This window comes from Pseudoglutamicibacter cumminsii, assembly GCF_016907775.1.
Classification (GTDB): Bacteria; Actinomycetota; Actinomycetes; order Actinomycetales; family Micrococcaceae; genus Pseudoglutamicibacter; species Pseudoglutamicibacter cumminsii.
On sequence record NZ_JAFBCO010000001.1, the window covers coordinates 1,390,664 to 1,404,599 of the forward strand.

Below are 13,936 nucleotides of genomic sequence, written 5' to 3' on the forward strand. Positions count from 1 at the left end.
AACTAGCATGAGCCCAGGCTGTTATTCAGCCAGCAGCTCGCGGATATCGTCAGCGCTCAACGCGGAACCGAAACCGTCCCCGCCGTCCATGACGGATGTGATGAGTTCACGCTTGGCGTCCTGCAACGCCACGACCTTCTCTTCGATTGTGCCCGCAGAAACCATGCGGTACACCATGACGTTGCGGGTCTGCCCGATGCGGTGCGCACGGTCCACAGCCTGGGCCTCCGCGGCAGGGTTCCACCACGGATCCATGAGGAAGATGTAGTCAGCCTCCGTGAGGTTCAAGCCGAAACCGCCGGCCTTGAGCGAAATCAAGAAGACCGGGGCGTCGCCATCCTTGAACTCCTGGATCGCTTCCTCACGGTTGCGGGTCGCGCCATCCAAATACGCGTAATCGATGCCGGCCTCATCCAGCCGAGCACCAGCCCGCTTGAGGAACGACGTGAACTGCGAGAACACGAGCGCGCGGTGGCCCTCAGCCAGCAGCGAGTTCAGGTAATCCAACAAAACATCCAGCTTGGCCGATCCCACATCCGCGAACTCTTCTTCATCCACCAACGCAGGATCCAACGCCATGAGACGCAGCGTGGTGAGCGAGGTGAAGATCGTGAACCGGTTCCGGTTGATGTCCTCAACCAAGTGCAGGACCTTCTGGCGCTCACGCTGCAGACGCGTGTCGTAAATGCGGCGGTGCTCTTCCGAAAGGTCGATCGCCAGAACCTGCTCTTGCTTGCTCGGCAGGTCCGTCATGACCTCGGCCTTGGTACGGCGCAACATGAACGGACGGACTCGGCGGCGCAAACGCTCAAGCGGCTCAACAGCGCCCATGCGTTCGATCGGCCGGCCGAACACCTCAGCGAACTTATTCGAGGAAGGGAACAAACCGGGGGAGGTGATCGCCAGAAGCGCCCACAGCTCCATGAGGTTGTTCTCCAACGGTGTACCCGTGATCGCGAACTTCACGCGGGCATTCAATTCCCGAGCAGTCTGATGCGCCTTGGTCGACTTGTTCTTGACGAACTGAGCCTCATCCAGAATCAGCGCAGACCAGCCGAGCTCCTGATACACATCCGAATCCAAACGGAACAGCGTGTACGAGGTGACCACGACATCGTTGCTTGCTGCGACCTCAGCCAACGGTTGCGACGCTTTCGTCTGAGTATCCCGCACGCCAGCGACCTTCAAATCCGGTGCGAACCTGCGCAACTCGGCCAACCAGTTAGGAACCACCGACGTCGGCGCAACCACCAAAACCGGGCCCGCGCCGCCGGTAGCAACGGTAGCCTTCGATGCGGATGTTGCTTCCGGTGCGGCGTCGGGTTCAGTGCCGCCCCACTGCTCACGCATGTAGGCCAGCATCGTGATGACCTGAAGCGTTTTACCCAGGCCCATGTCGTCGGCGAGGATGCCGCCCAGGCCCTGCCGCCACAGCGAAGCGAGCCAGCGGAACCCCTCAACCTGGTACGGGCGCAGTGTCGCCTCAACACCATCCGGCACCGCGGTGTCAGCCCCGGCGCCATCGGCCAAGCCAGCGATCGCGGCATGCCACGAATCAGGGCCAGAAACCTCGGTGGCAAGCCCCGCGAGTTCATCCCACAGATTCACCTGATAACGGGTGATCCGCGGCGGGTCCTTAGGGTTTTCTTTCAACATGTTCGCTTCCTCGATGAGGCTGCGAAGATGATGGAACAGAGGCTGATCCAGCGAAACGTAGGTCTTATCCGACATCAGCATGCGCTTCTGGCCGGCAGACAGCGCCCGCAGAATATCGGCGTATGGGATGCGGCGGTCACCGACTGTGATCATGAGGCCCAGATCGAACCAGTCGTTCTTATCGGACTCGACGGTCGTGACCGTGAGCTCAGGAGCCTCGGTCAGCTCCTTATAGACAGGCCGCTTACCGACATCGAGCACGCGAACATGCGGAATCTGCTCTAGCGCCGGGATGCCGCGACGCACAAAATCGACCGTCGCAAGGCCCTCAAGTGTGTGCGACATGAGCCCGCCATTGCTGCGGTACGGCTCGAGTTCGTCCCAGCCATGCTTGGTCAGAACCTTCAGCGCCTCGGCACGCAATTGAGCTTCAGCCGCCATGTCGCGTGCGTAATCATCGATCCCGCCGGGGCCGTAATCGACCTCCGAATCGACGACCACCACATCGTCCGGCTGATACGTCGCCACAACAACCAGCGACGGGGGAGTGATCTGCGGCAACGCAACCGAGCCGTTCGAGGACACGAAGCTCACGCGGCGGCCGAGGCGCTGATACGGCCCCGAGAAGAAATGATCGACTTCGCCGGCAGGGACAGTGATGGCCGACGGGCGGCGCACCAAGAAACGAGCCTCCGGCTCCAAAGTGTGGTCCACGGGTGCGATCTCAACAGTGTGGCCATCCTCAGCCAGCGCCCACACACCGTGCCGGCCGACCGTGCCGGCCGCAACGTCCTCACCCAACGCGATGGTCCTGGCGCCGATGGTCCTGGCGCCGATGTCCATCGTCGGGATCAGCTCAAGGCCAGCGTCCGTGCGCTGCGCATCGAAATACACGCGGCCGGAATCAACCAGCTCAATGCCGGAGATATCGCCCGAACCCACGAGCTCGATGCCGAGCGCGTGAGCTTCCTCAAGCAAGGAAAACACCAAGCCGGACGCGAAATCATCGAAAATCAGCCAGTCGTTATCTTCACCGAAATACAGTTCACCATTCGCTCGATACAACGGAACCAACTGGCAGAACCACCGATGCTGCTCCGGATCCAACGGCAAACCATATGTTTTGAAGGAAATCGTGTTCCACCGCAACGCAGAGCGAATCCAACGACCCTGAGGATTGCGGAGTACAGGGCGGATCGCCAGCGTAAATCGGCTACGAGCACCACGCGCACCCACTGCCTTAGGGCCCTGTCCCACCCCATACTGGCGCTGCGAAGCATCCCGCGAATCACGCAGCTCAAACTGCAAACCCAGCGGCTGAATATCCTCAGGCTTCCGCCCATCCCGGCCAGCGCGCCCGCTCTCCAGGATCCGCGACAGCGCGAGCTCCCACTCAGCATCAACCGGCTGCAGGGCCTCCTCGGCCTCCCGCTCATCCTTAGCCTGCATGTGGCGCGCATTCGAATCGATCAGCAGGGCAGCAACATGCTTACACCCCGGCTCAACGTCCATGCCGCACGACATCTCACCAATCAGGAACCCGGACTGATCCGAAACCAACGTGACGTCCGCGACCACCTCAACACCGTCGTCGAACACCGTCCCTGAAAGCTTCAGCGCATCAGAGTCCCACACAAGATCAGACAACTGACCCGCATCAACCAGCATTTTCCCGCGGGTAAAAGAGCCGCCGCCAACCTTTTTGAGGACTTCGCGGGCATCAACCAAAGGAAACTTCGCAGAACTCATCACCGCATAGTTTCTCATCTAGGGCGAGAGGTCATGAAATCGGGGGCCTCTGCGCGGGCCGGATTATGAGGTGGGAGAGGGTCCTACAACGCAACTGTGCCGAACAAGAGCCCCAAAACATACGTGACAGCCGCCGCGCCCAAACCGATGAACAACTGCCGGAAACCACGCGAAACCGGGGACGATCCAGAGATCAGCCCCACGAAACCACCCGTAATGAGCAACGCAGCGCTCACCAGGATTGTCGCGATGATCACAGCGGTGATACCCGTCATGCCAAAGATATACGGGAGGATCGGGACGATCGCGCCGATCGAAAACATCACAAACGACGACGTTGCGGCACCCCACGCGCTTCCGTGCCCGTCGAGCTCTTCATCACCTGGCAAGGTGCGGCCCTCGTGCGGGAGCGGCAGGGAGGTCGACGGGTCGCAATCGCATTCGAAACGGCCCATGCGTTCCGCCGCGCGATGCTCCGCCGCCTCTTGCGACATCCCTCGCGCCAAGTACACGAGCACAAGCTCGTTCTCATCGAGATCCAAATGCGGGGCTGCATGCAAGGTTGCGTGCGTGGGGCGGGACGCATCCAGAAGCTCCCGCTGGGAGCGGATCGAAACGAACTCACCAGCGCCCATCGAAAGCGCGCCCGCAAGCAAACCTGCGATACCGGTGAACATCACGATCGACGGCGCAACACCCGTAGCGCCGATACCCAACACAAGCGCGAAGTTAGACACGAGGCCATCGTTCGCGCCGAACACCGCCGCACGGAAATTACCTGAGAGCCGCATCCGCCCCTCAGTCGCTAGACCCCGCACAACCTCTTCGTGAACCAGCTCATCGGCCGCCATCTTGCTCGGGACATCCGAATCCTTCGCATACGGATTATTACCCTCCGCGCGCTGAACGAGCGCGAGAACGAAAATCGAACCGAAATGCGTAGCCAAGAAACGCAGCAACGAACGCTGAATCGACGGCCGAGACGGCTTAGCGTGCTCGCCTAACAACGCGCGCCAGTGGTCCGCGTGACGTTCCTCCGCTTCCGCGAGCGCCGTCAAAATGCGCGCGTCCTCGGGGGACTTCGCTTTCTTCGCGAGAGCCTCGTAAATCGCGCCCTCCGTCAGCTCATCCGCCAAATAGCGGCGCCACCGGCGGATCTGCGCGGGTGTCGGTTCAGGGCGCTGGTCAGCTGGGGACGGATGCTGAGTGGGGGACGGGCGGGACTCAGAAGGCGATGCGGTACTCACGGGCACCAGTTTAGAAAGATCACGATGCGGGTGCCGGGCAGAAAGTTATGCCACCTTCACTGTGCGGGAATACCGAGTGAATAACGGCGGGGGATTACCGAGTGGGGAGCGTCCGCGCGATCATCTGGTTGAGCACACGACGGGCCGTCGGTACGGACGCTTCCTCCGCCTGCACCATAAACATCGGAGCATCTAGAACGCTGTCATTGCCCGCCACTGAGACATTGTCCGGGCCTGAGCCATTGCCTGAGCGTGCGTCGGAGCTACTACCAAGCCGCGCAACGGCCGCTGATGACGGTCCCGGCACACCAGCGCGCCGACCACCATAGAGCCACGTAGCGCCCGAACCCACCGCAATCAACGCCGCCGCCGCGATATCCCACGGCTTCACCGCAGGGCCGAGCACCGCATCGTGCACACCAGACGCCAACCTGCACACATCCACCGTGGTGCACACATGCCGGCGAACCGTAGCGAAAGCCTGCACCAGATCAGCGAACTCAGCGGCCGCATCGACAGAAACCTCGAGAGCCTCAGCATGCGGATGGTCCGTGACCAACGCACAACCAGACTCCACGCCGCGGCCCGCGGACACACACGGCTGCCAGCCGTGCTCAGCTGAGGTCGAGTTGGCCCTCTGTTCAGAAACCGCAGCGCCATCCCCGCCGACCCACGCACGCCACGTGAGCCCCAAAGCCGGCGCACACACGACACCCGCCACAGGGACCCCATCGACCACCGCGGCAACCGAAATCCCAAAATCCGGCAAGCCATGAACAAAATTGCTGGTGCCGTCGATTGGATCGATGACCCAACAGACCGCACCCGCGGGAATGCCCGCACCGGATCCTCCCGCACCAGCGCCCGCCGCACCGCCGCCTTCTTCACCCAGGAATACAGCCACCGGAGTCCGTTCACGCAACAACGCGATCAAACGCGCCTCGGTCTCAATATCCGTCTGCGTCACCACATCATGCGCCGACGACTTCTCACGCGCCCCCACGCCGTCGCGCCACGCAGCAACAACATCGCCAGCCACCGCCTCCACCGCGGCAACCGCGATATCCCGCAAACGCTCGGGCTCCCCAGCAGCCAGCCGGGCAACCACATCGTCAGCTCCGGGCCACACCGGACCGACCACCGCATCGAAAAGATCAGAACCCATGCCGACATCAGTACCCATACCGCCAGCCTAATCAAGAACAGCCGGCAACACATGAGAAACTAGAACCGTGATGAAAGACGCACACCATCAGCACCGCCGCCGCGCTCGAAAAGAATTCGCATTAGCGCTTGAAGACCGCTGGCAAGACTTCCGTCTCAAAGTATCCAAACGCCGTGGAGACAACGTCGCGGTAGTCCCATACCGCGGTTACGGCAGGAGCGGCGAAAATGGGTGGGTGCGCATATTCGCGCGGGTCGTCATGGCCAAACCAGGTTCACGGCTCGAAGACCTTCACCTGCCCACGGTTGTGGAAGAAGGTGTCCGCGGATGGCGCCACTTCATCTCACCCACGGTGCCTGAATACCCCGTCAAAATCCGCATCAACGGAGACATCTACGACGTCTACTCAGACCGCGGAGGCGTGATCGACGAACGCCTCGCCGTCAACCTCGAACCGGGGTGGCACCACGTCGAATTCCTCGTCGACGACGCGGAACCCGTGACCGGCCACGTGTTCATGGTCAACGAAAACCAGAAACACGGGATCATCTGCGACGTCGACGACACCGTAGTAGTCACGATGCTCCCGCGCCCACTGCTTGCCGCGTGGAACTCCTTCGTGATCGACGAGCACGCCCGCGTCCCAACCCCCGGCATGGCGGTATTTCTTGACCGGTTCTCCAACGCCCACCCCGGCGCGCCGACCCTCTACCTCTCCACAGGCGCGTGGAACACCAACCGGGCGCTCAGCCGATTCATGGCCCGCAACCTCTTCCCAGACGGCCCACTCCTGCTCACCGACTGGGGCCCGGTAGAAGGCCGCTGGTTCCGCTCCGGCGTCCAGCACAAAGTCGACAACCTCCGCCGCCTCGCCCATGAATTCCCTGACATCTCGTGGCTCCTCGTAGGCGACGACGGACAAAAAGACCCCAATACCTACGCCGAATTCGCGCGCCGCTACCCAGACAACGTTTCCGCGATCGTGATCCGCCAGCTCACCCCATCGGAAGCCGCGCTCGCCGGTGGACGTAACGCAGCCATCATGAACACCACACCCGGTGTTCCATGGGTCTATGAGCCCGATGGCGGCCGCATCGCCGCCCGGCTCGTCGCGCTCGGCCTCATGCCAGAAGCGCCCGATGCCCTCGACCCAGACAACTAAGACAACTAACAGACGCAGTCAACTAACAGGCGCAGACAACTGAAGCGAGAAGGACACGATATGAGCCGCCAAACCGTCTCCGTACCACTGCGCTGGGCAGACATGGACGCTTATGGGCACGTTAACAACGCCAACCAGATCCGTCTCATGGAAGAAGCCCGCGTAGCAGGCTTCGGAGTCCCCGGCGGAACCGGCTCGCCCGTTAGCCGCGAAGGCAAAGTTGATCTGTTCGAAAACGTCGGCGAGGGCCTCATGATCCTTGTGGTCGAACACACGATCCGCTACCTCGCGCAACTCCCATACCGCGACGTCCCCGCGGCCGTGGACATTTGGATTTCCGACATCAAACCCGCAACCTTCACCGTCAACTACGAAATCCGCGACGGCCACGACGGGACACTATGCTCCCGCGCCATCACACTCCTGGCGCTCGCCGACGGTGAAACGGGGCGCTTAACCAGAATCCCGGCCGCCGTCCGCGAAGCCATGCAGGCATTCACCGACGACAGCCGGGAATCCGATTAAGTCAACAGTGCGCTGAACGCACCGCTAATAGAGCGCACCTAACGCACGACTCAGCTCAGCGCGCTAACGCACGACGGTCGCGCCGGCTTCCTCGAGGGACGCCAGTGCCGCTTCCGCCGCGTCCGCATCAACATAAGCGGTGTGCTCGTTCAATACGGTCACGCTGAAGCCGTGTGCGAGGGCATCGCGCGCGGAGGCCAGAACGCAGTGGTCGGTTGCGATCCCCACAACATCCACGTGGGTGATGCCCTCTTCCTTGAGGACCTCAGCCAGACCGGTCCCGTCGTCAGCGACCCCTTCGAAAGCGGAGTAGGCGGGGCTCCCCATGCCCTTGCGGACCTCGAGCTCGATCCGGGACGTATCCAAATTCGGGTGATAGGCCGCGCCCTCAGTGTTAGCAACGCAGTGGACCGGCCACGTCGTGGTCCAGTTCGGTTCCTCGCCTTCAGGCGCGAAGTGGCCGCCGTTATCGCCTTCCGAGGAATGCCAGTCCCGCGATGCCGCAATCAACTGATAGTCATGGCCCGGGGCGGTGAGCGAGTTGATGGAAGCCGCAACAGCAGCACCACCATCGCACCCCAAAGCACCGCCTTCAGCGAAGTCGTTCTGGACATCGACGATCAGCAAGGCACGGCCGTCAGCCGCGCGTTCAGCCTTGTGTCGGTGAGTCTGTTCGGACACCATCGTTAGCTTTCTTTTCTTGAACCAGCAGGACCTTACTTAGCGGACAGGGCTGCGACCTTCTTCTGCGCAGCTTTGTGGGCGCGGTCAGCCTTGCGTTCCGCACGCTTGGCGGCGATCTTCGCTTCGCTGCGCTTGGATCCGCCGAAGAGGAACGCGCTGAGGCCCGATGCCGCGGTCACGATGGCAACGGCCTCTTCCGCGCCGACCTTCTTGGCCAGCGGATGCGAGTAGCCGAAAGCGCCAAGGTAGATCGCGAGCAGCACGAGCGCGCGTGGCCAGCCGACCTTCTTGACCCAGATGCAGGTTGCCAACACGCCACACACTGCCAGAACTGCGCCGCCGAGTGGACGGTTCTTGGTGCGGCGGGCAACCTCGAAGCCGCCCACGAGGCCGGTCGTGGTCAACAGCGGGGTAGTCAGATTAGCCATGGTGGCTCTCCTTAGATGTGGGGTGAAGGTTGGGGTGAATTGGGGACAGGCCCGCTTATTCCTTGGAGCTATCGGTGTCAGAGGATGGCTCTGCGTCTTCCGGTGGGGTCTGGGATGCCGAGCGGATCATGCTCAGCACAGCGACCACGCCGCCGATGCTCGCGAGGGCTTTCAAACGATTCTTCTTACGTCGCGGGTCCACTGGCTCGGGGCCAATCGGGTTGGTCATCGCGCGCAGCTTGCGGCCCTCGTAAACGTCCTTGGCGTACGCCTTTTCCTTCTTCTTGATGCCCGAGGTCGAACGTGGTGGGAGCAGGACCTGCTCTTCAGCTTCAAGACCAGCGGTGAGCTGGCGAGCACGCTGAGCTTCCACATCGACTTCCGCACCCAGAACCAGCACACAGTTGATGATCCAGATCCACATCAGACCCGCGATCGCACCACCGATGGAGCCGTAGGTCTTGTTGTAGTTAGCGAAGTTGGAGAGGTACCACGCGAAGCCCGCGGTCGCCAGTGCCATTGCGACGAGCGCGAACGTTGCGCCCAGGGTGATCCATCGGACCTGTGGGCGGCGCACGTTAGGGGTGAAGTTGTAGAGCAAACCGATCATGACGATCGCGACCACGATCAGAACAGGCCATTTGAGGATGTTCCAAACAGTCACCGCTTCAGGACCCAGGCCGATCCAGCCGCCGATCATCGACGCGAAGTCACCTGAGACGAGCAACAGCAGGATGCAGATCATCGCGCCGAACAGCAGTGCGAGGGTGATGAGGTACATCTGGATGCGCAGGAACATCGCGGCGCGGCCCTCTTCGACACCGTAGACGGTGTTGATGGAGCGGGAGAACGCGTTGACGTAGTTCGAAGACGTCCACACGGCACCCAGGACACCGATCACGAAGAATAGGCCCGCGCCGTTGCCTTCAGTGAGCCCGGTAATGGGTTCTTCGAGGACTTTCGCCATCTCAGGCGAGCCGACGTCTTCGATCGTGTTGAGCAGCAGCTTGGTGGTTTCTTCGCCTTGGCCGAACAAACCTAGGGTCGAGACCACGGCGAGTAGCGCCGGGAAGATCGCGAACACTGTTCGGTAGGTGAGGGCAGCGGCCATGTCCATGCCGCCGTCGCGAGTGAATTCGCGGAGTGCTCTGCCGAAGATGTATTTCCATCCGGCCGCCGGGATGGGGCCGGCGTTGTCCATGCGTTCTTCGATCGCGTCTTTTGCGTCGGGGTCTGCCGTGATGCTTCTCTCCACGCTATTGGCCTTCCTGATGGATGCTATTGATCTAGAGCCTAGTCATCTCACAGGTTTGATGCCACACTCGCGCTTTTTTGGGGTGTCCTGCGGGTGTTCTCGCCGCGCCTGCGCGTGCTGTGGGTTCTAAGATGGCACGATCGTTGGTGGAGTGTCGTGAAACTGTGCTCGATGTTGTGGCATGGCGCTCGATGCTGAGTTGAGTTGGTTGAGGGATGTTGCAGGATGCCTACAGATTTTAAGGACTCGCGTGACGCTGATACGTCGCCTTCGGGTGAGGTTGATGCGGGCGCGGAGCTTGCTTATGAGGCGACTGATGAGCGTCCTTCGTTGACGACGCGCACCCGGGAGGCTCTGTATCGTTTCCGGGTTGGTTTGCAGGAGGGCATGCCGCTGCCGCTGGTGATTCAGGGCAGTATTGAGGCGATTCAGGTGTATGTCCTGGGGCTGATTGTTGTTGCGATTCCTTTGGGTGTTGCGGCGGCGTCTGGCGGCTGGTTGAGCGCGAGTGCGGGCGATGTTGCTCATGCGACTGGGCAGTGGTGGCTCATGGGGCATGGGGTTCCGTTGGTACGTTCGGATGCCGCTATTGGTGGTGAGGGGACGATGTGGTTCCTTCCGTTGGGGTTCGTGTTGGTGCCTGGATGGTTGGCGTGGCGTGCGGGCCGGCGGTTGGCGCGGGCGTCGTGGTCTGATCAGTTGTGGCAGGCGATGTTGGGTTCGCTGGTCGTGTATGGCTTGTTGGGTATGGCGACGACGTGGTGGGCTTCGACTGAGTTGGTTTCTGCGCCGTGGTGGGGTGCGTTGTTGATTCCGTTGGTGATCCACGTGATTGGTTTGATCGGGGGAGCGTGGCGTGAGGCGGGCTCGTTTGGCCGGTTGATTGGTTTTGATGCGGCGGATTGGGTTGTTCAGCATTCGCAGTATCAGCGGTGGGCTGGCTCGTATGTGTGGGCTGTTGTGCGTGCTGGTTTTGTGGGGTTTGTGACGGCTGTGGGGCTGGCGTCTGCGGTTTTCACGGTGCAGTTGTTGGTGCATTGGGTTGATGTGGTCAATAACGTGATGCGTTTGAATCCTGGTGTGTGGGGCGGTTCGGCGTTGATGTTGTTGCAGTTGGTGTTTGTTCCGAACATGGTCGTGTACACGCTGGCCTATCTGACTGGCGGCGGTTTTGCCTTGGGGTCCACCACATCGGTTTCTGCGTTTGGTGTGTTCGGGACTGATATGCCGCCGTTGCCGTTGTTGGGGATGCTCCCTGAGGGCCCGCATGTGTGGGTTGTTGTGATTCCGGTGGTGGCTGGGATTGTGGCCGGCTGGTGGTTTTTGCGTGAGGGCGAGAACCACTTGGAGGAGTGGTTGACGCTCCGTTTCGAGCAGCGCTGGGTTGGTTTGACGTTGTCCTCGCTGGTTTTGGGGCTTCTGGTGGGCGCGGTTTCGGCTGCTGGTTTTGTGGCGTTCGCGTTTTTGTCCTCTGGCACGTTGGGGCTGGGTGTTTTCACGTGGATTGGCCCGCATGTGTGGGCGTCTGCTGGTTTGCTGGTCGCGGAGATCGGCGTGGGTGCTGTGATCGGTAATGTTGCGGCGCCGTTGTTTGAGCGTGATCCTGTTTTGGATGCGTGAGTTTTAGGGAGGGTTTCGCGATGCGTGCGGTGGTTTTGCTTTCGGGGTCTGGTACAAATTTCCAGGCTGTTGTTGATGCTGTTTCTGCTGGTCGGTTGACTGGTGTGGAGATCGTTGCGGTGGGTACGGATCAGCCGGGTGCGGCTGGTCTGCATCGTGCTGATGGCTTGGGTGCTGAGACGTTCGTTGTGGACCCTGAGGATTACGATGCGCGGGCTGAGTGGGATGCCGCGTTGGCTTCCGCTGTGGCTGGTTTCGAGCCGGACGTGGTGGTGTGCTCGGGCTTTATGCGGATTTTGGGTGCGGCGTTCCTTGAGCGTTTCGGGGATCGGACGGTGAACACGCATCCGGCGTTGTTGCCGTCGTTCCCGGGTGCGCACGGTGTGCGTGACGCGTTGGCGTATGGCGTTAAGGTCACGGGCTGCACGGTGCATTGGGTTGATGCGGGTGTGGATACGGGCCCGATCATCGCGCAGCGTGCGGTTGAGGTGCGCGAGGGCGAGTCGCAGGATGAGCTGCATGAACGGATTAAGGTTCAGGAGCGTTCTGCGTTGATTGAGGTTCTGCAGGGTCTTGCGGATGGCGCAATCACGTTCCCGTCCGTAGGAGATTGAAGCGTAGACTAGTCGTGTCTGCCTTGTGAGGCGGGCTGTTTCTCATGCGCATTGTGTAGTGCGTATTTTCCGCGATTTCTCCTGAGGAGCCTTTTCTCGTGACCGTTCAGGATTCCACGCCGACGACCGTTCCGATTAAGCGTGCACTGATCTCTGTTTATGACAAGACCGGTTTGGAGGACCTTGCTCGCGGCCTGCATGAGGCTGGCGTCGCGATTGTGTCTACCGGTTCTACTGCTGGCCGTATTGCTGATGCGGGTATCCCGGTGACTGAGGTGTCTGAGGTGACGGGCTTCCAGGAGTGCCTCGAAGGTCGTGTGAAGACTCTGCACCCGCGGGTTCACGCGGGTATTTTGGCTGATCGCCGCAAGGATGACCATGTTCAGCAGCTCAAGGACATGGAGATTGAGCCGTTTGATCTGGTGGTCGTGAACTTGTACCCGTTCGTTGAGACAGTGCGTTCGGGTGCCGACCAGGATGCGGTGATTGAGCAGATCGATATCGGTGGCCCGTCGATGGTTCGCGCGGCCGCTAAGAACCACCCTTCTGTTGCCGTGGTCGTGAACCCTGAATTCTATGGCCAGGTCGTTGAGGCAGCTCGCGGTGAGGGCTTCGATTTGGCGACCCGCCGTCGTCTGGCTTCGCTCGCTTTCGCCCACACTGCCGCCTACGACAACGCTGTTGCCGCGTGGACCGCGGCTCAGTTCGGTGACCCGGGCGCGGAAGAGGCTCCGGTGTTCCCTCCATACGCTGGCTTGTCGCTCGAGCGTGCTGAGGTTCTGCGTTACGGCGAGAACCCGCACCAGCCGGCAGCACTGTACGTGGATCACGCCGCGTCCCCGGGTATTGCTCAGGCTGAGCAGCTGCACGGTAAGGCGATGAGCTACAACAACTACCAGGACGCCGACGCCGCAGTGCGCGCGGCTTATGACTTCGATGAGCCAGCGGTTGCCGTGATCAAGCACGCTAACCCGTGCGGCATCGCCGTCGCGACCCCGGGTGCCGAGGACCCGATCGCTGACGCGCACCGCAAGGCTCACGGAACCGATCCGTTGTCGGCTTTCGGCGGCGTGATCGCGGCTAACCGCCCTGTTACGGCGGGTATGGCTCGCACGGTTTCGGAGATCTTCACCGAGGTTGTTGTGGCCCCGGGCTTCGAGGATGAGGCCGTAGAGATCCTCTCCAAGAAGAAGAACATCCGTCTGCTGGCCCTTCCGAAGGACTTCAAGCAAGACACGGTTTCGATCCGTCAGATTTCCGGTGGCGCCCTGCTCCAAACAACCGACCAGCTCGATGCACCAGGCGATGACCCGAAGACCTGGACGCTCGCGGCCGGCGAACCAGCTGACGAGAAGACGCTCGCCGACCTCGCTTTCGCGTGGCGTGCCCTGCGTTCCGCTAAGTCGAACGCGATCCTGCTCGCCAACGACGGCGCCGCCGTCGGCATCGGCATGGGCCAGGTCAACCGCGTCGATTCGTGCCGCCTCGCAGTAGAGCGCGCCAACACCCTCGGTGTCACGGTTGCATCCGACGTCAACGCGGCAGGCGGGGCGGAAGCCGACGCCAACGCACAGTCTGAGGAACGCGCACGCGGAGCCGTTGCCGCATCGGACGCTTTCTTCCCGTTCGCAGACGGCCCGGAGGTCCTCATCAACGCTGGCGTGCGCGCGATCGTCCAGCCGGGCGGTTCCGTACGCGACCAGGACACGATCGACGCCGCGAACAAGGCCGGCGTGACGATGTACTTCACGGGTGAACGCCACTTCTTCCACTAAACCCACTCCGAAGACCACCTAGCGGAGGCCGGTGAGGTGATTGCCAATGAACGCAC

General features: G+C 61.5%; 11 protein-coding genes. 5 read left to right on the forward strand and 6 right to left on the reverse strand.

All coding sequences use genetic code 11. The annotated features are described in order from the left end of the window. Nucleotides 1-21: 21 nt before the first annotated feature. The 3 genes from JOD50_RS06355 to JOD50_RS06365 form a co-directional block, all read right to left on the reverse strand. Entirely contained in the window at nt 22-3,405 is a 3,384-nt protein-coding gene (locus JOD50_RS06355; protein ID WP_204880849.1) for a DEAD/DEAH box helicase, read from the reverse strand. 83 nt (nt 3,406-3,488) lie between these two features. Continuing rightward, entirely contained in the window at nt 3,489-4,652 is a 1,164-nt protein-coding gene (locus JOD50_RS06360; protein WP_204880850.1) for a VIT1/CCC1 transporter family protein, read from the reverse strand. Between the two features lie 94 nt (nt 4,653-4,746). Continuing rightward, a complete protein-coding gene (locus tag JOD50_RS06365) occupies nt 4,747-5,835 on the reverse strand; it encodes an inositol monophosphatase family protein (RefSeq protein ID WP_204880851.1) in 1,089 nt (362 codons plus the stop codon). Between the two features lie 52 nt (nt 5,836-5,887). On the opposite strand from JOD50_RS06365, the gene JOD50_RS06370 reads away from it, so the two are divergent. Both JOD50_RS06370 and JOD50_RS06375 read left to right on the forward strand, forming a co-directional pair. Continuing rightward, entirely contained in the window at nt 5,888-6,979 is a 1,092-nt protein-coding gene (locus JOD50_RS06370) for an App1 family protein (RefSeq protein ID WP_204881570.1), read from the forward strand. 60 nt (nt 6,980-7,039) lie between these two features. After that, entirely contained in the window at nt 7,040-7,504 is a 465-nt protein-coding gene (locus JOD50_RS06375; RefSeq protein ID WP_204880852.1) for an acyl-CoA thioesterase, read from the forward strand. A gap of 63 nt (nt 7,505-7,567) precedes the next feature. On the opposite strand, the gene JOD50_RS06380 is transcribed toward JOD50_RS06375, so the two are convergent. Genes JOD50_RS06380 through JOD50_RS06390 form a run of 3 tightly spaced genes read right to left on the reverse strand, consistent with a single transcriptional unit; the run spans nt 7,568 to nt 9,871 of the window. Beyond that, the gene (locus tag JOD50_RS06380) at nt 7,568-8,188 is read right to left on the reverse strand and encodes an isochorismatase family protein (protein ID WP_204880853.1); all 621 of its coding nucleotides are present in this window, start codon (nt 8,186-8,188) and stop codon (nt 7,568-7,570) included. Nucleotides 8,189-8,220: 32 nt separating this feature from the next. After that, entirely contained in the window at nt 8,221-8,616 is a 396-nt protein-coding gene (locus JOD50_RS06385; protein ID WP_309136525.1) for a hypothetical protein, read from the reverse strand. 55 nt (nt 8,617-8,671) lie between these two features. After that, a complete protein-coding gene (locus JOD50_RS06390) occupies nt 8,672-9,871 on the reverse strand; it encodes a YhjD/YihY/BrkB family envelope integrity protein (protein ID WP_204880854.1) in 1,200 nt (399 codons plus the stop codon). 225 nt (nt 9,872-10,096) lie between these two features. On the opposite strand from JOD50_RS06390, the gene JOD50_RS06395 reads away from it, so the two are divergent. The 3 genes from JOD50_RS06395 (at nt 10,097) to purH (ending at nt 13,880) form a co-directional block, all read left to right on the forward strand. Beyond that, nucleotides 10,097-11,491: a cell division protein PerM gene (locus JOD50_RS06395; RefSeq protein WP_204880855.1), complete on the forward strand. Its 1,395-nt coding sequence runs from the start codon at nt 10,097-10,099 to the stop codon at nt 11,489-11,491. Nucleotides 11,492-11,511: 20 nt separating this feature from the next. Then, a complete protein-coding gene (gene purN / locus JOD50_RS06400) occupies nt 11,512-12,105 on the forward strand; it encodes a phosphoribosylglycinamide formyltransferase (RefSeq protein WP_204881571.1) in 594 nt (197 codons plus the stop codon). 98 nt (nt 12,106-12,203) lie between these two features. Continuing rightward, the gene (gene purH / locus JOD50_RS06405; RefSeq protein WP_204880856.1) at nt 12,204-13,880 is read left to right on the forward strand and encodes a bifunctional phosphoribosylaminoimidazolecarboxamide formyltransferase/IMP cyclohydrolase; all 1,677 of its coding nucleotides are present in this window, start codon (nt 12,204-12,206) and stop codon (nt 13,878-13,880) included. Nucleotides 13,881-13,936 lie beyond the last annotated feature (56 nt).

What these genes read in the sequence shown, in the direction of transcription:
- JOD50_RS06365 (WP_204880851.1), bottom strand. Translation starts at nt 5,835, where the DNA reads ATGGGTACTGATGTCGGCATGGGTTCTGATCTTTTCGATGCGGTGGTC.
- JOD50_RS06380 (WP_204880853.1), bottom strand. Translation starts at nt 8,188, where the DNA reads ATGGTGTCCGAACAGACTCACCGACACAAGGCTGAACGCGCGGCTGAC.
- JOD50_RS06370 (WP_204881570.1), top strand. Translation starts at nt 5,888, where the DNA reads ATGAAAGACGCACACCATCAGCACCGCCGCCGCGCTCGAAAAGAATTC.
- JOD50_RS06355 (WP_204880849.1), bottom strand. Translation starts at nt 3,405, where the DNA reads ATGAGTTCTGCGAAGTTTCCTTTGGTTGATGCCCGCGAAGTCCTCAAA.
- JOD50_RS06385 (WP_309136525.1), bottom strand. Translation starts at nt 8,616, where the DNA reads ATGGCTAATCTGACTACCCCGCTGTTGACCACGACCGGCCTCGTGGGC.
- purN (WP_204881571.1), top strand. Translation starts at nt 11,512, where the DNA reads ATGCGTGCGGTGGTTTTGCTTTCGGGGTCTGGTACAAATTTCCAGGCT.
- JOD50_RS06375 (WP_204880852.1), top strand. Translation starts at nt 7,040, where the DNA reads ATGAGCCGCCAAACCGTCTCCGTACCACTGCGCTGGGCAGACATGGAC.
- JOD50_RS06395 (WP_204880855.1), top strand. Translation starts at nt 10,097, where the DNA reads ATGCCTACAGATTTTAAGGACTCGCGTGACGCTGATACGTCGCCTTCG.